25 protein-coding genes are annotated in these 22661 nt (G+C 62.6%); 14 read left to right on the forward strand and 11 right to left on the reverse strand.

Annotated features, from left to right (window positions below; translation table 11 throughout):
• Positions 1-13: 13 nt before the first annotated feature.
• The 3 genes from pspA to pspG are packed head-to-tail and all read left to right on the forward strand — an operon-like array spanning position 14 to position 1152.
• Positions 14-676 carry a phage shock protein PspA gene (gene pspA / locus EL255_RS02420; protein ID WP_042652026.1) on the forward strand — a complete coding sequence of 221 codons (663 nt, stop codon included), beginning with the start codon at positions 14-16 and terminating at the stop codon, positions 674-676.
• A gap of 2 nt (positions 677-678) precedes the next feature.
• Entirely contained in the window at positions 679-885 is a 207-nt protein-coding gene (locus EL255_RS02425; protein ID WP_042652027.1) for a PspC domain-containing protein, read from the forward strand.
• A 48-nt stretch (positions 886-933) separates the two neighbouring features.
• Positions 934-1152 (forward strand): envelope stress response protein PspG, encoded by a 219-nt coding sequence (gene pspG, locus EL255_RS02430; RefSeq protein ID WP_042652028.1) that lies wholly within the window; start codon positions 934-936, stop codon positions 1150-1152.
• A 45-nt stretch (positions 1153-1197) separates the two neighbouring features.
• Here the strand turns inward: pspG and EL255_RS02435 are convergent, their stop codons facing one another.
• Entirely contained in the window at positions 1198-1566 is a 369-nt protein-coding gene (locus EL255_RS02435) for a GIY-YIG nuclease family protein (RefSeq protein ID WP_042652029.1), read from the reverse strand.
• Positions 1551-2444: an EamA family transporter RarD gene (gene rarD, locus EL255_RS02440; protein WP_042652030.1), complete on the reverse strand. Its 894-nt coding sequence runs from the start codon at positions 2442-2444 to the stop codon at positions 1551-1553. The genes EL255_RS02435 and rarD overlap by 16 nt, the downstream gene beginning before the upstream one ends.
• A gap of 101 nt (positions 2445-2545) precedes the next feature.
• Here rarD and EL255_RS02445 point away from each other — a divergent pair, with 101 nt between their 5' ends.
• Complete coding sequence (locus EL255_RS02445) at positions 2546-3127, forward strand: uracil-DNA glycosylase family protein (RefSeq protein WP_042652031.1); 582 nt, start codon at positions 2546-2548, stop codon at positions 3125-3127.
• Positions 3128-3144: 17 nt separating this feature from the next.
• On the opposite strand, the gene EL255_RS02450 is transcribed toward EL255_RS02445, so the two are convergent.
• Positions 3145-4002, reverse strand: a complete 858-nt coding sequence (locus EL255_RS02450; protein WP_042652032.1) for a DMT family transporter — start codon at positions 4000-4002, stop codon at positions 3145-3147.
• Between the two features lie 91 nt (positions 4003-4093).
• On the opposite strand from EL255_RS02450, the gene EL255_RS02455 reads away from it, so the two are divergent.
• Positions 4094-4984 carry a LysR substrate-binding domain-containing protein gene (locus EL255_RS02455; RefSeq protein ID WP_042652033.1) on the forward strand — a complete coding sequence of 297 codons (891 nt, stop codon included), beginning with the start codon at positions 4094-4096 and terminating at the stop codon, positions 4982-4984.
• 29 nt (positions 4985-5013) lie between these two features.
• Here EL255_RS02455 and znuB read toward each other — a convergent pair whose 3' ends face one another.
• A complete protein-coding gene (gene znuB / locus EL255_RS02460) occupies positions 5014-5793 on the reverse strand; it encodes a zinc ABC transporter permease subunit ZnuB (protein ID WP_042652034.1) in 780 nt (259 codons plus the stop codon).
• Positions 5794-5813: 20 nt separating this feature from the next.
• Positions 5814-6578: a zinc ABC transporter ATP-binding protein ZnuC gene (gene znuC, locus EL255_RS02465; protein WP_042652035.1), complete on the reverse strand. Its 765-nt coding sequence runs from the start codon at positions 6576-6578 to the stop codon at positions 5814-5816.
• A 94-nt stretch (positions 6579-6672) separates the two neighbouring features.
• Here znuC and znuA point away from each other — a divergent pair, with 94 nt between their 5' ends.
• On the forward strand, positions 6673-7587 hold the full coding sequence (gene znuA / locus EL255_RS02470) for a zinc ABC transporter substrate-binding protein ZnuA (RefSeq protein WP_042652036.1): 915 nt from the start codon (positions 6673-6675) through the stop codon (positions 7585-7587).
• A 74-nt stretch (positions 7588-7661) separates the two neighbouring features.
• The gene (locus EL255_RS02475) at positions 7662-8333 is read left to right on the forward strand and encodes a transglutaminase-like cysteine peptidase (RefSeq protein WP_042652037.1); all 672 of its coding nucleotides are present in this window, start codon (positions 7662-7664) and stop codon (positions 8331-8333) included.
• Here the strand turns inward: EL255_RS02475 and EL255_RS02480 are convergent.
• Both EL255_RS02480 and EL255_RS02485 read right to left on the reverse strand, forming a co-directional pair.
• Positions 8328-9269, reverse strand: a complete 942-nt coding sequence (locus EL255_RS02480; RefSeq protein WP_042652038.1) for a TAXI family TRAP transporter solute-binding subunit — start codon at positions 9267-9269, stop codon at positions 8328-8330. The genes EL255_RS02475 and EL255_RS02480 overlap by 6 nt on opposite strands.
• Positions 9266-10564 (reverse strand): LapD/MoxY N-terminal periplasmic domain-containing protein, encoded by a 1299-nt coding sequence (locus EL255_RS02485; RefSeq protein WP_042652039.1) that lies wholly within the window; start codon positions 10562-10564, stop codon positions 9266-9268. Before EL255_RS02485 ends, EL255_RS02480 begins: the two co-directional genes overlap by 4 nt.
• 270 nt (positions 10565-10834) lie before the next feature.
• Between EL255_RS02485 and mepM the strand changes: the two genes are divergently transcribed.
• Positions 10835-12172, forward strand: coding sequence for a murein DD-endopeptidase MepM (gene mepM, locus EL255_RS02490; RefSeq protein ID WP_042652040.1), 1338 nt, complete (start codon positions 10835-10837; stop codon positions 12170-12172).
• 74 nt (positions 12173-12246) lie between these two features.
• Here mepM and EL255_RS02495 read toward each other — a convergent pair whose 3' ends face one another.
• Positions 12247-13191, reverse strand: coding sequence for a D-2-hydroxyacid dehydrogenase (locus tag EL255_RS02495; RefSeq protein WP_042652041.1), 945 nt, complete (start codon positions 13189-13191; stop codon positions 12247-12249).
• A gap of 160 nt (positions 13192-13351) precedes the next feature.
• On the opposite strand from EL255_RS02495, the gene EL255_RS02500 reads away from it, so the two are divergent.
• Positions 13352-13933 carry a YjaG family protein gene (locus EL255_RS02500; protein ID WP_042652042.1) on the forward strand — a complete coding sequence of 194 codons (582 nt, stop codon included), beginning with the start codon at positions 13352-13354 and terminating at the stop codon, positions 13931-13933.
• Between the two features lie 70 nt (positions 13934-14003).
• On the opposite strand, the gene EL255_RS02505 is transcribed toward EL255_RS02500, so the two are convergent.
• Positions 14004-14474: a MarR family winged helix-turn-helix transcriptional regulator gene (locus EL255_RS02505; protein WP_042652043.1), complete on the reverse strand. Its 471-nt coding sequence runs from the start codon at positions 14472-14474 to the stop codon at positions 14004-14006.
• 162 nt (positions 14475-14636) lie between these two features.
• Here EL255_RS02505 and EL255_RS02510 point away from each other — a divergent pair, with 162 nt between their 5' ends.
• A complete protein-coding gene (locus tag EL255_RS02510) occupies positions 14637-15164 on the forward strand; it encodes a hypothetical protein (protein ID WP_042652193.1) in 528 nt (175 codons plus the stop codon).
• A gap of 9 nt (positions 15165-15173) precedes the next feature.
• Positions 15174-16772: a BCCT family transporter gene (locus EL255_RS02515; RefSeq protein WP_042652044.1), complete on the forward strand. Its 1599-nt coding sequence runs from the start codon at positions 15174-15176 to the stop codon at positions 16770-16772.
• A 78-nt stretch (positions 16773-16850) separates the two neighbouring features.
• Here EL255_RS02515 and mutS read toward each other — a convergent pair whose 3' ends face one another.
• Positions 16851-19427, reverse strand: coding sequence for a DNA mismatch repair protein MutS (gene mutS / locus EL255_RS02520; protein WP_042652045.1), 2577 nt, complete (start codon positions 19425-19427; stop codon positions 16851-16853).
• Between the two features lie 283 nt (positions 19428-19710).
• Positions 19711-20118, reverse strand: coding sequence for a Spy/CpxP family protein refolding chaperone (locus EL255_RS02525; protein ID WP_232018896.1), 408 nt, complete (start codon positions 20116-20118; stop codon positions 19711-19713).
• A 231-nt stretch (positions 20119-20349) separates the two neighbouring features.
• Here EL255_RS02525 and pncC point away from each other — a divergent pair, with 231 nt between their 5' ends.
• The 3 genes from pncC (at position 20350) to EL255_RS02540 (ending at position 22519) form a co-directional block, all read left to right on the forward strand.
• Complete coding sequence (gene pncC, locus EL255_RS02530; protein ID WP_042652195.1) at positions 20350-20841, forward strand: nicotinamide-nucleotide amidase; 492 nt, start codon at positions 20350-20352, stop codon at positions 20839-20841.
• Between the two features lie 80 nt (positions 20842-20921).
• Entirely contained in the window at positions 20922-21983 is a 1062-nt protein-coding gene (gene recA / locus EL255_RS02535) for a recombinase RecA (RefSeq protein ID WP_042652046.1), read from the forward strand.
• A 35-nt stretch (positions 21984-22018) separates the two neighbouring features.
• On the forward strand, positions 22019-22519 hold the full coding sequence (locus EL255_RS02540; RefSeq protein ID WP_042652047.1) for a regulatory protein RecX: 501 nt from the start codon (positions 22019-22021) through the stop codon (positions 22517-22519).
• Positions 22520-22661: the final 142 nt, after the last annotated feature.

The raw sequence follows: 22661 nt of genomic DNA on the forward strand, positions 1-22661 counted from the left end.
GAGGAGCCAGACCATGAGCGTATTTAGCCGCCTGACCGACGTGATCAACGCCAACCTGCACAGCCTGCTCGACAAGAGTGAGGAGCCGGAGAAGATGCTGCGGCTGATGATCGAGGAGATGGAGCAGGTGCAGGTCGAGATGAGAACCCAGGCCGCCCGCGTCATCGCCGAGCAGAAGCAACTGGAGCGCCATCAGCAGGCGCTGCGCCACCAGATCCAGGAGTGGGCGGCCAAGGCCGAGCTCGCCATCCAGAAGGGCCGTGAAGACTTGGCGCGCGCCGCCCTCACCGAGAAGCTGGCCGAGCTCAAGAAATGCGAGCAACTGGAGCAGGACAAGGCCCGGGTGGCCGAGGTGCTGGCCCAGCTGACCGCCGACAGCGAGCGGTTGGCGAGCAAGCTGACCGAGGCGCGGGAGAAACAGAAGATGCTGACCCTGCGCGAGCAGACGGCGCACAGCCGGATCCGGGCCCGAGCCCAGGTCGACAACCAGCGCATGCATGAGCTGATGGCGCGTTTCGACGGCTTTCAGGGCCGGGTGGATCAGCTGGAAGCCCAGCTGGAGGCGGCAACCCTGGGGCAGAATCCCTCCCTGGAGGCCCAGTTCCGCGAGCTGGAGCTCAATGACGAGATAGATCGTGAGCTGGCGAAGCTGAAGGGTCAGCAGGTCGGGGTGTGAGCATGAGCCCCTGGCCCAAGGATCTGGCCCATCGCAAGCTGACAGGGGTCTGTGCCGGCCTGGCCAATGGGCTGGGGATCTCGCGGGTGACGGTGCGGGTCCTGGCGTTGCTCGCCCTGATCCTGATGCCGCCGCTGGCCTTGGCCGCCTACCTGCTGGCGGTGCTGATCATGCCGCCCCGTCGTGAATTGAAGCGCTGGCTGGATTGATCCCCGGATCAGCCCAGTTGGCAAGATACCCCTGATGAGGAGCAACCCATGCTGGAATTTATCGTTTTGATGCTGGTGCTGGTGACCATGGCGCTGACCGGTTTTACCGTGCTGGCCATGCTGCTGGTGAGCGGGTTTTTCGTGCTGTTTGGCGCCCTGGCTGGCATGTTTGCCCTCATCATCAAGCTGGCGCCCTGGCTGCTGTTACTGCTGGTGGTGTGCTGGTTGCTCAGCAACAGGCGCAAGCAGTCGAACACCTACCGTTAAGCCTCCCTGCTGTCGGACCCTGGCCACTGCTCGCAGTGGCCTTTTTTATGGCGCCGGGTGGCTGATCGTCTTGGGATCGGCGGCGATGCTTGCCAGCCAGGATTGATGCCAGTCGCTCCACAGTTGAGGCTCGAGCAGCAGCCGCTCCTTGAATGCCTTGCTCTGCTGCTTGAGCCGGTATTCGAGGCGCAGCGCCTCGCCCTTGTCCGCAAGCTCCTGCCGCCACACCAGTGCCAGCTGTCCCTTGCCACGCAGGGCGCGGGCGCCCTTGCCGCTCTGGTGCTGGCGCAGGCGCCGCTCGGGATCAGTGCTGATGCCGGTGTAGAGCGCGCCCGCGCCGGTGCGCACCAGATAGATAAACCAGCGCGCCGTCGGCCGATCGGCAGTGGTGGGGGCGATCAGGGTTTGTGCCATTCGACTCGGCTCCGCTTGAGCAGATGCAGGGGCAGCAGGCTCACCAGCAGGCCGGCCCAGACGAAGGCGAAGCCCACCGACTTCACCGGATCCGCCGTCTCGCCGAACCAGAAGATGGCGAGCAGGAAGGCGAGGCTGGGCTCTATGTATTGCAGCAGCCCCACTGTGCTCATGCGGGTGCGCGCCACGGCGTAGCAGAACAGGCCCACCGGCAGCAGGGTGGCGGGGGCGCTGCCCATCAGCAGCAGCCTGTCGGCCCAGTCCCCGGCCATAAACTGGCTGGTGCCGTGCAGGCCCAGCCATACGATGATCAGCAGGGCGAAGGGGAGCTGCACCAGGGACTCGAGATAGAGGCTGACGCCGGCATCATAGTGCACCTTCTTCTTGAGCAGGCCGTAGAAGGCGAAGTTGGCACCCATGATGAGGGAGAACCAGGGCAACTGGCCGTAGGAGAACAGCATATAGGCCAGCCCCGCCAGGGCCAGGGCGACCGCCAGGTGCTTCTGCGGGCTGAGCCGTTCCCTCAGGAAAATGACGGCAAATACGATGTTGAACAGCGGCGTCATGAAGAAGGCGAGGCTGGTGGCCAGTACCTGGCCGGTGGTCAGGCACCAGGTGAACATGCACCAGCTGACGGACATGACGGGGCCCGCCAGCAGGATTAGGCCGAGCTGGCGCGGCTCGCTGCGCAGCCGTGCCCAGGGCAGCCGATAGCCGAGCAGCAGGAAGAGCCCGCCTAGCAGGACGGCCGACCAGAGCACCCGGTGGGAGAGCAGCTCCCACATGTTGACCTCGGGCATGAACTGGTAATAGAGCGGCAGCATGCCCCACAGCAGGAAGGAGAGGGCCGCACTGCCGGTGCCCATCCAGTTCTTCATCGCTTTCCGTTTATTAAATTAAACAAATGTGGCCGCATGATAAGTAGCTGCCGGCGGTTTCACAAGCAGGATAGAGGGGGAAAGTCTGCTACCATCGGGCCATGAACCGACTCGACATGCTGTTTGAACAGATCCGGGCCTGCCGGCTGTGCGAGGCCCATCTGCCACTGGGGCCGCGGCCGGTGATCCGTGGCGCCGAGAGTGCCCGCCTGCTGATCATCGGTCAGGCGCCGGGCACCCGTGTCCATGCCAGCGGCATCCCCTGGGATGATCCCTCCGGCGATCGGCTGCGCCACTGGCTCGGGGTGGACAAGGCCACCTTCTACGACGAGTCCCGCATCGCCATCATGCCGATGGGGCTCTGCTATCCCGGCAAGGGCAAGTCGGGGGATCTGCCACCCAGACCCGAGTGTGCGCCGACCTGGCACGACAAGGTGTTGATGCTGCTGCCCCATATAGAGCTGACCCTGCTCATCGGCCAGTACGCCCAGCATTACTATCTGGGTGCGGCGGGCAAGGGCTCGCTCACCGAGACGGTGCACAGTTGGGCCGACTATGGCCCCGCCTGGCTGCCACTGCCGCATCCCTCACCGCGCAATACCTTCTGGCTCAAGAAGAACCCCTGGTTCGAGCAGGAGGTGGTCCCTCACCTGCGACTCAGGGTCGCCCCCCTGCTGGGGTGACCCTGTAGCCTGTCGCGTCAGACCACCGGCTCGGCCAATGGTTTTGGCTTGCCGCGGGCCATGGCGACCAGCGGCAGTATGATGCACAGGCAGCCAAGCAGCAGCGGTAGACCCGGCTGCTCGTCGAACAACCAGACCCCGATGGCGACCGCCATCAAGAGACCCGTGTATTCCGCCGAGGCGATCTTGCTCGCCTCCGCCTTGCGATAGGCCACCACGCACAGCCCGGCGTAGACCATGATCAGCGCCGACGAGCCGAAGGCGGGCCACCACATCTGCCACTGCCAGGTTCCCCCTTCCCACCAGGCCAGCGCCAGTATGATGGGCATGCTCAGCACGTTGGTGAAGAACAGGGTCTGGGCGATGGGCTGCTTGAGCGGGATCCGCTTGATCAGCAGGTTGTTGACCGCCATGGAGAGCGCCACCCCGAGCGCCGCCAGCGCGGCCCAGTTCACCTCGGTCGGGCGCAGCACGATCAGCACCCCGATGAAGCCCACCAGCGCCGTCAGCACCTTCTGACGCGACAGTGCCTCCCCCGCCAGCCAGACCGCGAGCGGCACCATCAGCAGCGGCGCCGCATAAAACAGGGCATTGGCGGTGGCGAGCGGCAAGCGGGTGAGGGCGACCACCATCAGGCAGACGCCGATCGCCCAGATGTGGGCCCGCAACAGATGCCACTTGAGCGCCACCGGCGGGTTGCGGCGCCAGGACCAGAGCAGCCAGGGCGCCAGCAAGAGGGCGGCGGAGAGTTGGCGAAAGAACACGAACTGGAACACCGGCTGGCTCGGATCCAGTACCTTGACCAGCGCATCGGAAAAGACCGCCACCATGTTGCCCAGCACCAGATAAAGGATGCCGATCCCGACTGCATTCATACCACCTCCCACGTTAGATGAGGGGAGGGTAGCCTGGGGCTAGTTATCCAGTAAAATGATAAAAAATCACCATCTATGAGAATTTTGGATAATGAAGCTGCCCCCCCTGCGTGCCGTCCAGTACTTCGAGGCGGTCGCCCGCCTGCTCAGTTTCTCCCGCGCGGCCCTCGAGCTGAACGTCAGCCAGAGCGCGGTCAGCCACCAGATCCGCCTGCTGGAGGACTTTCTGGGGGAGCGGCTGCTGCTGCGTCAGGGGCGCCTGTTGTCACTGACCGCCCAGGGAGAGATCTATTTCGAGGGCATAGCGGCCGGGCTCGGCCAGATCGCCCAGAGCAGCGAGCAGCTGCGTGGGGGCGGCGAGATGCGACTGCGGCTCGCGGTCTACAGCTCCTTCGCGGTGAAGTGGCTGATCCCGCGCCTGGCCGGGTTGCGCCAGCTCTATCCCGAGCTGGATCTCAGCCTGGAGATGGTGGCGGAAGATCCCGAACTCTCCGATCGGGTGGCGGACTGCTTCATCACTGTCTCCCCCCACGGTCGCGGCTATTGTCACGATCTCATCTATCAGGAGCGGCTGTTCCCGGTCTGCAGCCGCCGCCTGCTGCAACAGGTCGAGGGGGATTGGCCACAGGCTATCTGGCAGTTGCCGCTGTTGTCGGTGCAGTCCATCTACAAGGCGCGGGGGGAGGATTGGCAGCGCTGGGCCCAGGCGGGCGGCCTGGTCATTCCGGAGCAGGCGCGCATGCACCACTTCAGCCATGTGCTGCTGGCGATGGAGGCGGCGGCCTGGGATCAGGGGGTGGCGTTCGTGAATGACTATATGCTGCGGCCGGATGATCCCCAGCTGGTGGCCTTGCCGGTCCACCAGCTGGTGACGGGGGATGCGTTCTACTTCACCTGCAAGCGCTCCCGGGCCCATGAGCCCGCCATCAGCCGACTGCGCCAATGGCTGATGATGGAGACGCGCCAGAGCATGCCGCTCTAGGCCAAGGAGCAGCTCCGACGTGCCGGTGATCAGGCCTTCTTGAACTGGCTCAGGATAAACAGGCTGGTGGCGCAGACCACCACCGAGGGGCCGGCCGGGGTGTCCTGGAACCAGGAGAGGCTGAGCCCGCCCAGTACCGCCAGGCAGCCGATCAGCGCCGCCAGGCCGGCCATCTGCTCCGGCGTCTGACTGAAGCGACGGGCGGTGGCGGCGGGGATGATCAGCAGGGAGGTGATGATCAGCGCGCCGACAAACTTCATGGCCACCGCTATCACCAGCCCGATCAGCAGCATCAGCACGCAGCGCAGCACATCGACCCGGATCCCTTCCACCCGCGCCAGCTCCTCCGAGATGGTCATGGAGAGCAGGGGATCCCACAGCCGCCACAGGGTGAGCAGCACCAGGGCGCCGCCGCCGTAGATCCAGAGCAGATCCATGGGTTGGACCGAGAGCAGGTCGCCGAACAGGTAGGCCATCAGATCCACCCGCACGTTATCCATGAAGCTCAAGGTGACCAGGCCAAGGGACAGGGCGCTGTGGGCCAGGATGCCGAGCAGGGTGTCGGTCGCCACTTGCTGGTTGCGGCTCATGACCACCAGCAGCATGGCCATGGCGAGGCAGCAGACCACCACCGCCAGGGTGAGATCCACCTGCAGCAAGATGCCGAGCGCTATGCCGAACAGGCAGGCGTGGGAGAGGGTGTCGCCAAAATAGGCCATCTTGCGCCACACCACGAAGCTGCCGAGAGGCCCGGCCAGCAGGGCGATGCCGAGACCTGCCGCGAGGGCATATAACAGAAAGCTGTCCACTTGAATGTCCTTAGCCGTGCTTAACGATTGCGAGAGGGCAGGCGGATGACCGGGGCCTGCGGCTCGTGATGATGGTGTTCACCGTCACAGTGGTGATGGTGGGTATAGACCGCCAGCACCTCCTGCTCCGGGCGCCCGAACAGGCGGGCAAATTCGGGGTGGCGGGCCACGCTTTCCGGCTCGCCGTGGCAGCAGATGTGGCGATTGAGGCAGATCACCTCGTGGGTGCTGGCCATCACCAGATGCAGATCGTGGGAGACCATCAGCACGGCGCAGTTGAGCTCGGCCGCCAGTTGACCGATCAGGGCATAGAGCTCGATCTGGCCGCTGATGTCCACCCCCTGCACCGGCTCGTCCAGCACCAGCAGCTCGGGCTTGACCAGCAGGGCGCGGGCCAGCAGCACCCGTTGCATCTCGCCACCGGAGAGCTTCTGCATCCGGTTGTCCAGCAGATCCTGGGCGCCGACCCGATTCAGAGCCTCGTCGATGGAGAGCCGGCCATTCTTGCCAAGCTGCAGGAAGCGACGCACCGTCAGCGGCAGGGTGGGATCCAGATAGAGGCGCTGTGGCACATAGCCGACCCGCAGATCGCGGCGCCGGATGATCTTGCCGGAATCCGGGTTGAGCAGGCCCAGCACCAGCTTGCTCAGGGTGCTCTTGCCCGCGCCATTGGGGCCGACCAGGGTGGTGATTTTGCCTTTATTCAGGGTAAAGGAGACCTTGTCGAGCACGGATCGTCCGTCAAACGCGAGACAGACCTCTTTCAGCTCCACCAGTTGGGTCATGACAGCTCCGGGGTTTACAGCCAGTGAGAGTTATAATATAACAATAACGTTGGTTTGTTATATTATCACACACTCACTTCCTGACGAGATCTCTATGCGAATTCTTACCCTGATCACCGCCCTGCTGGCGGTGAGTCTGCCTGTTCGTGCCCTCGAGGTACTGACCACCATCAAACCGCTCGGTTTCATTGCCGCTGCCATCACCGACGGCGTGAGTGAGCCCAAGGTGCTGCTGCCGACCGGCGCCTCCCCCCACGACTTTGCCCTGCGCCCTTCCGACATTCGCAGCATCAACGAGGCCGATCTGGTGGTGTGGGTCGGCCCTGAGCTGGAAGGCTTCATGGCCAAGCCGCTGGCCAAGCATCCCCATGTGCTGACCCTGACCCGGGTCGAGGGCATGCCGCTGTTCGACTACAGCAAGCAGGCCGGACATGAGGAGCCGGCCGATGAGGAGCATGAAGGCCACGATCATGACGGGCACGAGGGCCACCATCACGAAGGGGTGGATCCCCATATCTGGCTGGGACCAACCCAGGCGCTGGTGATCGCCAAGGCGATGAGCGAGACGCTGAGCGCCCGGGATCCGGGCAATGCCGAGCGTTATCGCGCCAACCTGCTGGCCTTCCAGGCCAAGGTCGACGCCAAGGACAAGGTCATCGCCGGGCAGATGAAGGTGGTGAACCAGAAGGGCTATTTCGTGTTCCACGAAGCCTATGGTTACTGGGAGCGCCACTACGGCATGAGCTCCAAGGGACACTTCACCGTGAGCCCGGAGCGCCGCCCCGGCGCCAAGACCCTGGTGGAGATCCGCAAGGCGCTGGAGGAGAAGCAGGCGAGCTGCATCTATGCCGAGCCGCAATTCTCGCCGGCGGTGATCGAATCGGTCGCCCGCAACACCGGCGCCAAGGTGCTGCTGCTGGATGAGGTCGGTGAGCAGGTGCCGCTCGGACCGGATGGTTACCCGCAGTTCATGCAGCAGCTGGCCGACGCCTTCGCCCAGTGCCGCTAAAGGTAGTTGCCGCGTCGATGCCCTAGTCAGGCCTGACTATACTGACCTCCAGCGCATGACACGGAGCGTCTCGTATGAAATGGCTCGTCCCCGCCTGCACATTGGCACTGGCATGTGCCCCTGTGCAGGCCTCCCAACTGTCCAATTACGTCGCCAGCCCGGATCTCAAGACCAAGCTGCAGGCGGTCTATGGCGGCAAGGTGTTGCAGCGGGCGGAGGCGTTTTCTCGACTGCTTACCCCCAGAGCCGGCACGACGGATCAGCAGAAGCTGGAGCTGGTGAACAACTACTTCAACAACCTGACCTTCAGCGACGATCCCAGGCTGTGGGGGGAGGAGGATTACTGGGCCAACCCGCTGGAGTTTATCGGGGCCCGGGGTGGGGACTGTGAGGATTACAGCATCTCCAAGTACTACACCCTGATGGAGCTGGGGGTCGACGAGCAGAAGCTGCGGCTGGCCTATGTCAAGGCGGTCCGGTACAACCAGTTTCACATGGTGACGCTCTACTTCTCGACCACCAAGTCCGACCCTCTGGTGCTGGACAACATCAATGGCCGCATCCTGCCCGGTAGCCAGCGCAACGATCTGCAACCCGTCTACAGCTTCGATGCCAAAAGCATCTGGGTCATGAAGTCACGGCGCGAGGGCACCCTGGCGGGGAGCGCCGATCGTCTGACCCAGTGGACCTCGATGCAGAGCCGGTTCTCCAGCGAGCACCTGCGCACCCCCCGCCGCCAGCTATAGCTTGCCGGCCGTTTTCAACTCCTCGAAATACTTTGTCGCCCCCGGATGCTGCTCGATGCTCAGCACCGGGCCTATCTTGTTGCGCGCCTTGTGGAACAGGTTGGCGTAGCCGTAGGTCTGCTCGTTGAAGCTGGTCTGCTGGCTCAGCATGGCCTTGGTCAGACGATACACGTCGGCATCCGTGGTGCTGGCGTTGGTGACCAGGGTGGCGGCGATGGCGAAGGTGGGGGTGGCCTTCAGGTTGCCAGGATAGATGCGGGCAGGCACCTGGCTACGCTGGTAATACTTCACCCCCTTCAACAGTTGATCCCGCACCGGCCCATCGATGGGCAGAAAGTGGATGGCGCAACGCTTGGCCGTCTCCAGCACGATCCGGTTCGGGTGCCCCATCACCAGCCCATAGGCATCGATCTGCTTGCTGCACAGCGCCTCGGCCAGATTGGCCACGCTCTTCAGATCCAGATCCAGCTCTGCCACGCCCAGTGCAGCAAATAGCGCCAGCGCCGTCTGGCGCGTGCCCGAGTGTTTCAGCCCCATGTCGATGGGCGCCAGCTTGAGCTGGTCCAGCTTGCTGATGTCGCCATCGGCCCGCACCACCAGAGTGAAAGGCTCAGCATGGGTGGCAAACAGAGCCCGCAGCTCAGGCTGGGGGAGTTTGCTGAAGGGGCCGGTGCCGTGGCTGGCCTGATAGAGCCAGTCCGACTGCACTATGGCGTAGGGGAGCCCTCCCGCCTGCAACAGGCGAAGATTCTCGATGGAGCCCGAGCTGGCCTGCAGTCTGCATTTCAGATCCGGGTCGCTCTTGCCTGCCAGGCGGCAGAACTCCTTGATGACCTGGTAATAGATGCCCTGTTCCCCCCCGGTCCCTATGGTCATGGTGGTGGCCTGCAAGGAGGGCAGCCACAGCAGGGCGAGTAACGGCAGAATGGGTCTCATGATGCCTCCTGGCTGGCATAACCATCTATGCCCCAGTTGCGTAGTGTATTGATGTCATTGATTTCGCTGGCTTCTGCCAACAGGGTATAGCCGGACGCATGCAGGCACTGGGAGAGCAGATTCCAGTAGAGCGGGGCCTGGGTCAGCTGACAACTGATGAACACCGGATTGATGGGATCGAGTCTGGTCAGGTTGTCGTTGTTCATGGGCACATTGCTGAACGCCATCTCGACCCCCTGGGCCTGCAGGGCCGTCAGGCGCTCCTCGGCAAGGGGCGGGAAGAGGGCGAGATCCCAACGCCAGTCCAGGGTCTTGCCCTTGCCGCTGGCCAGGGACGAAGAAAACTGTGCCCAGTCAGGATGATTGAGCAGGCTGAGGGGGAGCTGCAGCCCCTCCGCCTTCTGTGCCAGCCAATGGTTTATCAGGGCCCGGATCTCGTCCGGTGAGCTGTCGACGGTCGGTGGTCTCTGGGGGAGCAGCCGGCTGTACAGCCTGATCTCCCCCTGGGTGGAGATGAAGTGTTGCAGATACATGCCGCTCGCTGTCTCTGTCAGGGCCATCAGTTTCTGGCTGATGTGGGGCTCGTGCTGTTTGCCAAGCTGGGTGATCTTGAGCCGCTGCTGGAGCAGATCCCGCTTGCGCTCGGAGACCAGTTGGTTGATCGACACCACGACCTCCTGCAGTTCCTGCAGCCAGGGGGTGGGCAGGTTGCCACTGAAGCGGCGCTGACGAACCTGCATCAGCTGCAGGCTGACCTGTTCGAGGGGGCGCAGCAGGCGGGTGCATACCCACTGGATGATGAGGATCAGGACCACCAGGCCGGACAGCAAGGCCAGCCCGGTGCGGCTGATGGCATTCCACAGGTGCTGGTAGGCATAGCCTTCGTGACCCTCGAGGGTGAGGGTGCCGAGGATGCGCCAGCCATCGGTGAGCTCCTGCTCGATCTTGACCGGCGGCATGTGGACGACGGCCGGCAGCCAGCTGGGAATATTTTGCTGGGCCGTGTGGAAGACTTTCTGGAACAGCAGCTGGCCATCGGGATCCAGCAGCGTGACCGAGCTGACGAAGCCCCCGTCGAACATGGCATTGACGATGGTTTCCGCCAGCACTTTGTCATCGTTGAGCAGGGTGCCTTGCAGCACCAGGCCGAGGGCGGTGATGGCCGTCTCCAGGTTGGCCGACATCTGATCGAGGATGGATTGCCGTACCGTGGTGATCTCCAGCATGAGCAGCAGGATGGCACCCAGGGTGAACAGGATCAGGATGATTACATTTAACAATCTTGCTAATGACATACCCACTCCGTGGCAATTTTTTCGCAACATCTTGTTGCTAGAGGGCAATAACAACCGGGCCCGGGTCTTAAAAATAGAAAAAAATGACTAAAAGCGGCGATGATTTCTGCCCATGACAGGAAGTTATGCATAAAATGTGAGGTTCATGCGTATTGCTATGAACTTTTTGTGAGTAATTAGGTCTAAAACCCAGATATTCGGTTTTCATAAGAAAAAAACATAAAAACAGACCCCTTACTACCACCCTTAGATCTAATGACAGGATAGCGGATGAAACGTCTCCGTCCCTTGGTAGCACAGGCTGCCAACTGGGAACCCCCGGTTCCCCGCAAACATTTTTATGCCATGTTATTGCTCACGGCCATGACGCTGTCAGCGGTAGCGGTATTGCCAGCCCCGGGTGACATCCTGGAGCGGCCACTGCGTCTGGAGTTGCCGATCGCCACTACTGGCACAGCGACCAACGAAGACAACACCGACTTCAACGATATCCCGGATCACGAGCTGGTAGAGGCCGCGACACCGGAGGATGACATTCCGGCCGATGCGACGCCCCAGTGGCAGGATTACCGGGTGCGCAACGGTGAAAACCTGACCACCATCTTCAACAATCTGGGGCTCTCGACCACCACCCTCTACAAGGTGCTGGATGCGGATGCCAAGAACAATCTGGCCCGCCTCAAGCCCGGCCAGACCATAGAGTTGCTGATCGATCAGGACAACATTCTGCAGCAGCTTAAGATCCGCTTGAACATCAAGCAGACCCTGGTGCTGGAGCGCACCGACGACAGCTACAGCGCCAACATGCTCAATGAAGAGGTGCAGTGGCAGCAGAAGAGCTATGACGGCATCATCAACGGCAGCTTCTATGTCAGTGCCCGCAATGCGGGGATCCCGGCGAACCATATCCAGAAGATTGCCAACCTGTTCCAGTGGCGGCTGAATTTCGCCAAGGATCTGCAAAAGGGCGACAAGTTCAAGGTGCTGGTCCGCCAGGAGACGGTCGAGGGCAAGAGTACGGGCAACACCCAGCTGCTGGGAGTGGAAGTGTTCAGCCAGGGCAAGGCGGTATCGGCCTGGCTGTCGGAAGATGGCAATTATTATGACGGTCAGGCGAACAGTCTGGAGCGCGGCTTCCGCCGTTATCCGACCCACAGCCGCTACCGGGTCAGCTCCAGCTTCAACCCGAACCGGCGCCACCCGATCACCGGCCAGGTCCGTCCGCATGAGGGCACCGACTTCGCCCTGCCGGTCGGCACGCCTGTCATGGCTACCGGGGATGGCGTGGTGCTCAAGGCGACCCGCCACCCGCTGGCCGGTACCTATGTGGTCATCAAGCACGGCCGCACCCTGATGACGCGCTATCTGCACCTGAGCAAGCTGCTGGTGAAACCCGGTCAGCGGGTGAAGATGGGTGACAAGATCGCGCTCTCCGGCAACACTGGGCGCTCCACTGGTGCTCACCTGCACTATGAGGTGCGGATCAACAACCGCCCGGTCGATGCCATGAAGGTCAAGCTGCCGATGGCGGAGCCCCTTAGCGGCAAGGACAAGCGCCAGTTCCTCGCCAAGGTGAAGGGCTATCGCAAGGAGATGGCAGCGGGCTGAGCCCGGTTTCATCCCGGCCATGAAAAAGGCCCCGCCAGTCTGGCGGGGCCTTTTCGTTGGGACCGGCGTCGTACTCAGTAGCCCTTGTCGAAGTCGATCCGTCCATCCAGCTGCTGACCATCGATGAAGCGAATGTAGTTGCGCACGAAGATCTGGGCCACATCCTCCGGGAAGCTGTAGGCGCTGTTGTGCGGGGTGATGATCAGATTGGGCTGGTGCCAGAGTGGGCTGTCGGCGGGCAGGGGTTCCTGCTCGAGCACATCCAGTACCGCCATGGCGAGCTTGCCACCGCGCAGCGCCTCCAGCAGATCGCCTTCGTGGATGGCACTGCCCCGGCCGACGTTGAACAGGATGGCGTCCGGCTTGCAGTGCGCGAAGCGGGCCGCGGTGAACAGGTGACGCGTCTCGCGGGTCGAGGGCAGGACGCTGACGATGATGTCGGACTGGGCCAGCATCTTGTTGAGGGCCGGCAGCTGATAAACCTGATCGAAGCCGGCGCGCTCGTGGCCACTGTGGCTGATGCCGAGCACCTTCATGCCGAAGTGCTTGGCGGTGTTGGCGATATGCTGGCCTATGCTGCCGGTGCCCAGGATCAGCATGGTGCGTCCCTTGAGCCCCTGATAGGGATGGCTCTGCCACAGTCGCTGCTGCTGTTGCTCGCGATAGCGCGGCAGCTGGCGCGACAGGCTGAGCAGCTGGCCGAACACGTACTCGCTCATCAGCGGGCCGAAGATGCCGCGCACATTGGTCAGCTGATAGTCGCGGCGGCAGCTGGCGTCCAGCAGTACATCGACCCCGGCATAGGTGGACTGCATCCAGCTCAGCTTGTCGGCCTTGGCCAGCAGCGGCTTGGCCCGCGCCGGTTCGGCCATCAGGATGTGGGCCTCGCCGATCAGTTTCTCGGCCTCGGCCTGGTTGTCGGCCCGCAGTATGTGCAGATGGGGAAGGCGGGCGGCCTTGAGCAGGCGCTCATAGTGGTTGTTGTCCTGGCTGAGCAGAAGCAGGGTACGTTGGCTCATACTCTTGTTCCTTATCATGTTTACGGCACGGCGGAGGAGGTACTCTCCTCATCTTACCCGAGTTGATCGGGCAAGATAGCCGACCAGGCCGCTTTTTCGTTTTCGCAGGGCCCCTCGTGGGCTACAATCTGCCCCACATTTTGCAAAGGATCCGACTCCAGTGTTTGGTGACAAGTTTTATAAGCGACTGGCCGAGCTACAGCCTTGGCAACAGACCGTCTACACCCTGGCGCTGGCAGAGCGCATGTACCCCAACTATGCGCTGTTCAGCCAGGCCGCCGGTTTCGGTGATGCGAAGGCATTCCGCAACGCGCTGGATCAGATGTGGAACTATCTCACCGTGAAGGGATCCCGCGTCAATCTGGGCGCCATTCTGGAGGCGTTTGAAGTCTATATCCCGGAACCCAGCAAGTTCGAATCCTATGGCGCCTATCCGGCGCTGGATGCCTGTGTGGCACTGGGCTGCGCCTACAACTCGGTGATCTGCCGGGTCGGCGAGGAAGCCGAAGATGCCAGCCATGCCTCAGTGGGCACAGTGGCCGGTTTCATCGAGATGCTGGAAGAGCGCGAGCTGACCGATGAGGAACTCTACGAGCACGAGTACATCGAGGCCGAGCTGGAGTTTCAGGTCGAGCTGCTCAAGCGGGTGGCCCATGAGCGCGACAGCGATCGCATCCTGGCGATCCGCACCTTCGCGGCTCAGGACGGCGTCTCCAACATCGGCATCAGCCTGGAAGAGTGACCCCGCCACGGGTGCTGTAGAAAAAGCCCCATGCAAAAAAGCTCCCGTTCGGGAGCTTTTTTTATGCCTGCTACTCGGTGAGCGGTCTGACGCTTAGCACAGGTGCGGCATCGATCTCGTGGGCATTCATCATCGACGAGATCCGCTGCAGGGAGGAGAGCAGCAGGCTCTGCTCCCAGGTTTCCAGCGCCTGGAAGCGCTGGATGAAACTCTCCTGCAGCGGGGTGGGGGCCTGCGCCAGCAGGGCGCGACCCGCGTCAGTCAGTGTCGCATGCACCTTGCGCTTGTCGGTTTCGCTGCGAATGCGCTGCACCAGCTGGCGGCTCTCGAGCCGATCCATGATGGTGGTCGCGGTGGCCTGACTCATGTTGGTGTGATCGGCCAGTTGGCGCATGGAGATCTGCCCCAGCTCGTTGATCCCCTTGAGCAGCAGGAGCTGCGGCGAGGTCAGCCCGGCTTCCTTGATCAAGCGCTTGGAGTGCATGTCGATGGCACGGATGATCTGGCGCAATGCGACCAGCACTTCATCATGTTTTTCCATGGGGTTTGAGTCATTGCGGAGCAGTTGAGAGGCGCAAAATTCTCCGCCTAATTCGTCACAAGGTCAATATGGTTTTTGGTCTAATGATTTCTGCTCTAATGATTTTTGTGTTAGGTTATCGGGTAATTTCCGAATTATAACCCGATTTTGAGGAACGAAATGATGAGCAACGATCTGGATATCAAGTCGCTGGTTGCCGATCTCCGGGTGGTCAGAGTACGTTATGAACTGCCGGATACCTCGGCTTTCGTGCGTTATCAGCCCGCCTATGATGAAGACCCCAACAACCTGAAAGTGCACCACTATGATGGCGAGCTGCCGCTCTCCTACAGCGACACAGGTGCTTTCAGTCTAAAGGAGTTAGTGAACGAAATACGCTATGCCTATGTGCTGGTGCACCTGTTCCCCGACGAGAGCGCCATGAACTTCTACCTGACCGGCCTCGACACCGGCCTGGCCCAGCTCGAGTTCATCGGTGGCTCCTACGACTTCAACCGGCTCTGGATCACCAGCGGCATCTCCAATCTGGGCGTGCCCATGGCCATCTTCCTCGGCAAACGCCACGCGGTGAACGGCCAGCCTTCGGTCACCCTGGTGGATCACCGTGCCCAGGCGGCGGGCCAGATGGTCTATCGCGCCATCGGTGGTGCGGGCGAGCACGTGGGCGAAGATTTTTTCAACAATGACTAAGGAGGCCCGATGAGAGCAACCAAAGGGCTACTGAAGGGCCTCAACCCCACCATGGCCATGACGGCCCTCACCGTCGTGACCCTGTTTCTGCTGTTTGGCGTGTTCGTTCCCGAGACGGCCGCCGCCTGGTTCGTCGGCGCCAAGGATCAGATCATCGCCGGCTTCAAGTGGTACTACATTCTGGTCGTCGCCCTGTTTCTGTTCTTCGCCGTCTATCTGATGTTCAGCCGTTTCGGCAGCATCCGACTGGGCGACGACGACCAGGTACCGGAGTTCGGCTACTTCGCCTGGTTCTCCATGCTGTTCAGCGCCGGCATGGGCATAGGTCTGGTGTTCTGGAGCATCGCCGAGCCCATGAATCACCTGCAGGGCAACCCTTTCATCACCGAGGGGATGACGCCGGAGGCGGCCCAGGTCGCGATGCGGCTCACCTTCTTCCACTGGGGTCTGCACCCCTGGGCCATCTATGTGATCGTCGGCCTGTCGCTGGCCTTCTTCAGCTATCGCCGCAAGCTGCCGCTGGCGATCCGCTCGGTGCTCTATCCCATCCTGGGTGAACGGATCTACGGCTTCTGGGGCCATGCCGCCGACGTGCTGGCGGTGTTCGGCACTGTGTTCGGGGTGGCGACCTCCCTCGGCCTCGGCGTCTCTCAGATGAACACCGGTCTCAACCAGATGTTCGGCATGGGGGTCTCGCAGAGCAACCAGCTCTGGCTCATCGGCGGCATCAGCCTGATCGCCACCCTGTCGGCGGTCTCCGGGGTGGGGCGCGGGGTCAAGCTGCTCTCCGAGCTCAACATCTGGCTCAGCGTGTTCGTGCTCGCTCTCTTCCTGGTGCTGGGCCCGACCACCTACATCCTCAACGCCTATGTGCAGAACATCGGTGACTACCTGCAGAACATCGTCAAACTGAGCTTCTGGACCAACACCGAGGCCAACGGCACCTCGGCCTGGCAATCGAGCTGGACCGCCTTCTACTGGGGCTGGTGGATAGCCTGGGCCCCCTTCGTCGGCATGTTCATCGCCCGCATTTCCAAGGGCCGCACCATCCGTGAGTTCGTGCTCGGCGTGCTGCTGGTGCCCTCCCTGCTCGGCATGTTCTGGCTCACCGTGTTTGGCGGTACTGCCATGAACCTGGAGCTGTTCGGCGGTGGCGGCGTGGTGGCTGCGGTCAACCAGGATGTGACCCTGGCGCTCTACCAGACGGTGGAACTGTTGCACTGGGACACCTTCGGCTGGATCGCCAAGGGGGTGTTGACCCTGCTGATCTGCACCTACTTCATCACCTCCAGTGACTCGGGCACGCTGGTCATCACCACCCTGCTCTCCATCGGCGATCAGGAGCCGCCCGTGCTGCACCGCGCCATCTGGGGGCTGGGCCAGGGGCTGGTAGCCGCCATCCTGCTGGTGTCCGGTGGACTGGCGGCCCTGCAGGCGGCCAGCATCATAGCTGCGCTGCCGTTCTCGTTGATCATGCTGGCCATGTGTTATTCGCTGATGCTGGGCCTCAAGCAGGAGAGCCAGCACCAGTTCGAATACCGGCAGAACCTCAAGCGCCACGACAGCTCCTCCCACATGAGCTTGCTGGATCGCATAGGTCCGGCCTGATGCTCCAGGGCAAGGCGCGCAATGAAAAAGGGGAACCGTGAGGTTCCCCTTTTTTGTCTGTGGCGTCGGCCGGGCGGGTTACAGCAGCTGCTTGAGGCGATAGAGCAGATCCAGCGCCTGGCGGGGGCTCAGTTCGTCGGGCCGCACGGCCGCCAACTCGTCCACCACCGGATGGGGCTGGGTGATCACGGACATGGGCCGCGCGCCGCTTGAGGTCTGGCTGGCATGGGCCGGGGTCGCGCTCTCCAGCTCCGCCAGCTTGTGGCGGGCCTGGCTTATCACCGATTTTGGCACCCCTGCCAGCGCCGCCACCTGCAGGCCGTAGGAGCGGCTGGCCGCCCCCTCCTGCACCGCGTGCATAAAGGCGATGGTATCGCCGTGTTCAACCGCGTCCAGATGGACGTTGGCCAGGCCATCCATCAACTCCGGCAGGCGGGTCAGCTCAAAGTAGTGGGTGGCAAACAGGGTGTAGGCGCCGATCTTGCTCGCCAGCTGTTCGGCGCAGGCCCAGGCCAGCGACAGACCGTCGTAGGTGCTGGTGCCACGGCCGATCTCGTCCATCAGCACCAGGCTGCGGGCGGTGGCGTTGTTGAGGATGTTGGCGGTCTCGGTCATCTCCACCATGAAGGTGGATCTTCCTGATGCCAGATCATCCGACGCCCCTATGCGGGTGAAGATGCGATCGATGGGGCCGATGCGGGCGCTGTCGGCGGGCACGAAGGCCCCGATGTGGGCCAGCAGCACTATGAGGGCGGTCTGGCGCATATAGGTGGACTTACCGCCCATGTTGGGGCCGGTGATGATCAGCATGCGCCGTGCCCGATCGAGCCGGATCGGGTTGGCGATGAAGGGATCGCTCATCACCTGCTCCACCACCGGATGGCGGCCCGCCTCGATCAGGATCTGCTCCTCGTCGATGAGCTGCGGGCAGCGATAGTCCAGGGTCTCGGCCCGCTCCGCCAGGTTGGTCAGCACATCCAGCTCGGCGAGGGCGGCGGCGGACTCCTGCAGATCGCCGAGGTGAGGCAGCAGGTTGTCGAGCAGCTCCTCGTACAGCCGCTTCTCCAACGCCAGCGCCTGGGCCTGGGCGGTGAGCACCTTGTCCTCGTATTTTTTCAGCTCGTCGATGATGTAGCGTTCGTTGTTCTTGAGGGTCTGGCGGCGGATGTAGTGGGCCGGCACCAGCTGGCTGTTGGCGCGGCTCACTTCGATGTAGAAGCCGTGTACCCGGTTGTAGCCCACCTTGAGGGTGTTGATGCCAGTCAGCAGCCGCTCGCGCTCCTCGATGCGGGCCAGGCTGGCGGTGGCGCCGTTGGCCAGATCCCGCAGCTCGTCCAGCTCCTGGTTGAAGCCGTCGCGGATCACGCCGCCATCGCGGATCAGCACCGGCGGCACCTCCATCACCGACCTTTCCAGCAGGTCGAGCAGCTCGGGGAAGGTGCTGGCACGCTCGGCCAGCTGTTGCACCGCCTCGTGCTGGCTGTCGGCCAGCTGGCGTTGCAGCTCGGGCAATTGCTGGAAGGCCTGGCGCAGACGGGTGAGGTCGCGCGGGCGGGCCGAGCGCAGGGCGAGGCGGGCCAACACCCGCTCCACGTCGCCGACCTGGCGCAGCAGGCTGCCGAGATCGTCATAGAGGTTCTGTTCGATCAGGCTCTGGATGGTGCTCTGGCGCCCCTTGAGGATCACCCGATCGCGGATCGGCTGGTGGATCCAGCGCTTGAGCAGGCGGCTGCCCATGGGGGTGGCGGTGCGATCCAGCACCTCGGCCAGGGTATTCTCATAGCCTCCCGCCAGGTTCTGGGTCAGCTCCAGGTTGCGGCGGGTGGCGGCATCCATGATGACCGCGTGATCCGGCTGCTCGAGGCGCACGCCGCGAATGTGGGGCAGGGCGGTGCGCTGGGTGTCTTTCACGTACTGCATCAGGCAGCCGGCGGCGCAGAGCGCGGTCTCGCTCTGCTCGACCCCGAAGCCCACCAGATCCTGGGTGCCGAACTGCTGGCACAGCAGCTTGCGGGCGGTGCCGAGCTCGAACTCCCACTCGGGACGACGGCGCAGGCCGCGGCGGCCCTCGACGTGGCGCAGGAACTCGAAGGATTCCGGGTAGAGCAGCTCGGCCGGATTGGTGCGTTGCAGCTCCGCCAGTAACGTCTCTTCCTTGTCGAACTGGTTGATGAAGAAGCGGCCCGAGCCGATGTCCATGGTGCCGTAGCCGAAACGGCGGCCGTCGTGGTAGACGGCGGCGATCAGGTTGTCCTGGCGCTCCGAGAGCAGCGCCTCGTCGGAGACGGTGCCCGGGGTGATGATGCGGACGACCCTGCGCTCCACCGGCCCCTTGCTGGTGGCGGGATCCCCCACCTGCTCGCAGATGGCGGCGGACTCGCCGAGCTGCACCAGCTTGGCCAGGTAACCCTCGATGGCGTGATAGGGCACCCCCGCCATGGGGATGGGGTTGCCCGCCGACTGGCCGCGCTTGGTCAGGGAGATGTCGAGCAGTTGGGAGGCCTTGCGGGCATCGTCATAGAAGAGTTCGTAGAAGTCGCCCATCCGGTAGAACAGCAGGATCTCGGGATTCTCGGCCTTGAGGCCAAGGTACTGCTGCATCATGGGGGTGTGGGCGCTCAGGTTGGCGCCGGTGGCTTGGTGCTGTGCTGTCATGTTCTGTTCCAGAGGGTGCTCTTGCGGGCAAGCGTCTGCCGTAATGGGTCTGAATCTGGCGGCCATTCTACATGCTCAGGGCCGGATGGTGGGGAGTTATCTCTGTCTTTGGGGCGTCTGGGTCGTGCGTGGGGAGAGGGTAAAGAGGGCTGAGTTTAGTGGTGTGGTCAGCTGGGAACCCGGAGGCTAGTGCTTGTGAGGGGTTGTTAATACGCGGGAAAGAAGGGGATCAAAATCCCCGCCATCAGCGCGGGGATTGTGGTCAGAGCGTCAGGATGAGCCCTCAGTACATGGCCTCGCCGCCACTCAGCATCTCGTGCAGCTTGGTTTTCTGCTCGGCGGTCAGCACCTTGCTCACTTCGAACAGGTAATGGGCGCGATAGTAGCGGGCTTCGGCCTGCACGCTGCTGATGGTTTGCAGCTGTTTCTTGGCGGCGGCCTCGTCCCACTTGCCGGTCTTGATCATGTTGACGATGACGTCCTGACCGATGGCATCGAGCTTGACCGAGCTCATGTTCTTGACTGCCTGCTCACGCAGACCCTTGATCTGTTCCACTTGTGCGGAGGAGAGGTTCAGCTCCTGTGCCAGAGTGGTCTCGCTCTGCAGCTCGGGGGCGCTTTCGGCGGCGATGGTATTGGTGGCAAAACAGATCGCCAGGGCAGCCATGGCGACTTTAAATTGATGCTTCATCTATTTTCTCCATTGGAACCGCGCTCATGGCGGTGCTTGCTGATTATAGGAAGCCCCCATGTACTGAAGCTTAAGCGATGACAACTTGTTGATGTGCTGGGCGTTATGCATAAAGCCTGCGACAGCTGCTGTCCCTGGTCTGAACCGGTCGCCACGGGGGAGCTGGTTGGTTGCTCGGGGTCCGGGGCGATCGCATAATGAAGCCGGGTTTGGCCAAAGAGGGCATTGATGATGGGGCTTGAGACAGAGATCGCCCGCTTATCCCGGGAGCTGGGCGAGGCGCTGACGGCGCGGGGCTGGCTGGCCGCCACGGCGGAGTCTTGCACCGGCGGCGGCGTCGCCACCGCCATCACCGACATCGCGGGCAGCTCAGGCTGGTTCGATCGGGGGTTCGTCACCTACACCAATGAGGCCAAGCAGCAGATGCTGGGGGTCAGCATCGACAACCTGCTGCGCCACGGTGCCGTCAGCGAGGCCGTGGTGCTGGAGATGGCCAGGGGCGCGCTGGCGCGCTCCGACGCGGGGATCAGCGTCGCCATCAGCGGCATCGCCGGGCCGGGTGGCGGCAGCGACGACAAGCCGGTTGGCACCATCTGGTTCGCTTGGGCGGACAAGAGCGGGCGTCAGCACTCCTTGCTGGCCCGCTTCGACGGCGACCGGCGCCAGGTTCGCCAGCAGGCGGTCAGGCAAGCATTGTCCGGGCTGTTGGCCCTGCTCAGATAAATTGGGCTTGATACTGTATGAATAGACAGTATACTTAGCCCGACTTCACTTCTTCATCACGATTCCCAGCGGAGATTGGCATGGATCAGAACAAACAGAAGGCACTGGCGGCTGCGCTGGGCCAGATTGAAAAGCAGTTCGGCAAGGGTTCAATCATGCGTCTTGGCGACAGCAAGACCATGGACATCGAAGCCATCTCCACCGGTTCCCTCTCCCTGGACGTGGCGCTGGGCATCGGCGGCCTGCCGTGTGGTCGTATCGTCGAGATCTACGGTCCGGAATCATCTGGTAAGACTACCCTGACCCTGCAGGTGATCGCGGAAGCCCAGAAGAAAGGCAAGGTCTGTGCCTTCATCGATGCGGAACACGCGCTGGATCCCATCTATGCCGCCAAGCTGGGCGTCAACGTCGATGATTTGCTGATCTCCCAGCCGGATACCGGTGAACAGGCGCTGGAGATCTGCGACATGCTGGTGCGCTCCAACGCGGTCGACGTCATCATCGTCGACTCGGTGGCCGCCCTGACGCCGAAGGCGGAAATTGAAGGCGAGATGGGGGATTCCCACGTCGGTCTGCAGGCCCGCCTGATGTCCCAGGCGCTGCGCAAGCTGACCGCCAACATCAAGAACGCGAACTGCCTCTGTATCTTCATCAACCAGATCCGGATGAAGATCGGCGTCATGTTCGGCAGCCCCGAGACTACCACGGGTGGTAACGCGCTCAAGTTCTACGCCTCAGTGCGTCTCGACATTCGTCGCATCGGCGCCATCAAGGACGGCGATGAGGTGGTCGGTAACGAGACCCGCGTCAAGGTAGTCAAGAACAAGGTGGCCCCTCCCTTCAAGCAAGCCGAGTTCCAGATCTTCTACGGTGTCGGTATCTCCAAGGAGGGCGAGCTGGTGGATCTGGGGGTCAAGCACAAGCTGATCGACAAGGCCGGTGCCTGGTACAGCTACAACGGCGAGAAGATCGGTCAGGGCAAGGCCAACGTGATGAAGCTCTTCTCCGAGAACAAGGCGATGGCGGCCGAGGTCGAAGCCAGACTGCGTGAGCTGCTGCTCTCCGGTGATGTGCCGGCCGAGAAGCCGGTGGCGGCTGACGCTGACGAGCTCGAAGCCGAAAGCGAACAAGAGTTCGAATAACAGGAAGGCCGGGCTAACCCCCGGCCTTGTCATTTATGGCTGATGAATCGATTCCCGAACCCGTCGAACCCTCGTTTGAGGAGCTGTTCGCCGCGGCCCGTACCTTTGCCATGCGCAGCCTGGCTCGCCGCGAGAGTGCCGAGTCCGAGCTGGCCGGCCGACTGCGCAGGCAGGGCTTCAACGCAGAGGTGATAGACGCGGTGCTCGACTATTGCCGCGGCTACCACTGGATCGATGACGAACGCTATGGCGCCATGGCGGTGCGGGCCGGTGCCACCAAGGGGCAGGGCCCCATCAAGATCCGCTTCGATCTGCGCCGCAAGGGGCTCAGCGATGCCCAGATAGAGACCGCATTCGAGCAGCCTGAACTGGACTGGTTCGAACTGGCATCCGAGCTGCTGCAGCGCCGGGCCAGGGCGAGCGATCTGGGCGACTTCAAGTTGCGGATGAAGTGGCTAAAGTACCTGCTCGGGCGAGGCTTCAATCAGGATCAGGCCCGTCATGCCATCTCGGCCATGCAGGAGCGGGGCGAGTAACGACCCGGTTCATGCGGCCACCGCATTGCTCTGGCCGGTGTGAGAGGGAACAAGGCGATTAGCTGGCCGAATGGAGGATGCTCCAAACAAGATCCCCGGCGGTGCCTGCCGATTTAGCCCGGCGCTGGTGGGCCCTATCGCC

It is taken from the genome of Aeromonas encheleia (genome assembly GCF_900637545.1).
Taxonomy (GTDB): domain Bacteria; phylum Pseudomonadota; class Gammaproteobacteria; order Enterobacterales; family Aeromonadaceae; genus Aeromonas; species Aeromonas encheleia.

Excerpts from the sequence above, each read along its gene's own strand:
- pspA (WP_042652026.1), top strand. The coding sequence starts at position 14 with ATGAGCGTATTTAGCCGCCTGACCGACGTGATCAACGCCAACCTGCAC.
- EL255_RS02425 (WP_042652027.1), top strand. The coding sequence starts at position 679 with ATGAGCCCCTGGCCCAAGGATCTGGCCCATCGCAAGCTGACAGGGGTC.
- pspG (WP_042652028.1), top strand. The coding sequence starts at position 934 with ATGCTGGAATTTATCGTTTTGATGCTGGTGCTGGTGACCATGGCGCTG.
- EL255_RS02435 (WP_042652029.1), bottom strand. The coding sequence starts at position 1,566 with ATGGCACAAACCCTGATCGCCCCCACCACTGCCGATCGGCCGACGGCG.
- rarD (WP_042652030.1), bottom strand. The coding sequence starts at position 2,444 with ATGAAGAACTGGATGGGCACCGGCAGTGCGGCCCTCTCCTTCCTGCTG.
- EL255_RS02445 (WP_042652031.1), top strand. The coding sequence starts at position 2,546 with ATGAACCGACTCGACATGCTGTTTGAACAGATCCGGGCCTGCCGGCTG.
- EL255_RS02450 (WP_042652032.1), bottom strand. The coding sequence starts at position 4,002 with ATGAATGCAGTCGGGATCGGCATCCTTTATCTGGTGCTGGGCAACATG.
- EL255_RS02455 (WP_042652033.1), top strand. The coding sequence starts at position 4,094 with ATGAAGCTGCCCCCCCTGCGTGCCGTCCAGTACTTCGAGGCGGTCGCC.
- znuC (WP_042652035.1), bottom strand. The coding sequence starts at position 6,578 with ATGACCCAACTGGTGGAGCTGAAAGAGGTCTGTCTCGCGTTTGACGGA.
- znuA (WP_042652036.1), top strand. The coding sequence starts at position 6,673 with ATGCGAATTCTTACCCTGATCACCGCCCTGCTGGCGGTGAGTCTGCCT.
- EL255_RS02475 (WP_042652037.1), top strand. The coding sequence starts at position 7,662 with ATGAAATGGCTCGTCCCCGCCTGCACATTGGCACTGGCATGTGCCCCT.
- EL255_RS02480 (WP_042652038.1), bottom strand. The coding sequence starts at position 9,269 with ATGAGACCCATTCTGCCGTTACTCGCCCTGCTGTGGCTGCCCTCCTTG.
- EL255_RS02485 (WP_042652039.1), bottom strand. The coding sequence starts at position 10,564 with ATGTCATTAGCAAGATTGTTAAATGTAATCATCCTGATCCTGTTCACC.
- mepM (WP_042652040.1), top strand. The coding sequence starts at position 10,835 with ATGAAACGTCTCCGTCCCTTGGTAGCACAGGCTGCCAACTGGGAACCC.
- EL255_RS02495 (WP_042652041.1), bottom strand. The coding sequence starts at position 13,191 with ATGAGCCAACGTACCCTGCTTCTGCTCAGCCAGGACAACAACCACTAT.
- EL255_RS02505 (WP_042652043.1), bottom strand. The coding sequence starts at position 14,474 with ATGGAAAAACATGATGAAGTGCTGGTCGCATTGCGCCAGATCATCCGT.
- EL255_RS02510 (WP_042652193.1), top strand. The coding sequence starts at position 14,637 with ATGAGCAACGATCTGGATATCAAGTCGCTGGTTGCCGATCTCCGGGTG.
- EL255_RS02515 (WP_042652044.1), top strand. The coding sequence starts at position 15,174 with ATGAGAGCAACCAAAGGGCTACTGAAGGGCCTCAACCCCACCATGGCC.
- mutS (WP_042652045.1), bottom strand. The coding sequence starts at position 19,427 with ATGACAGCACAGCACCAAGCCACCGGCGCCAACCTGAGCGCCCACACC.
- EL255_RS02525 (WP_232018896.1), bottom strand. The coding sequence starts at position 20,118 with ATGAAGCATCAATTTAAAGTCGCCATGGCTGCCCTGGCGATCTGTTTT.
- pncC (WP_042652195.1), top strand. The coding sequence starts at position 20,350 with ATGGGGCTTGAGACAGAGATCGCCCGCTTATCCCGGGAGCTGGGCGAG.
- recA (WP_042652046.1), top strand. The coding sequence starts at position 20,922 with ATGGATCAGAACAAACAGAAGGCACTGGCGGCTGCGCTGGGCCAGATT.
- EL255_RS02540 (WP_042652047.1), top strand. The coding sequence starts at position 22,019 with ATGGCTGATGAATCGATTCCCGAACCCGTCGAACCCTCGTTTGAGGAG.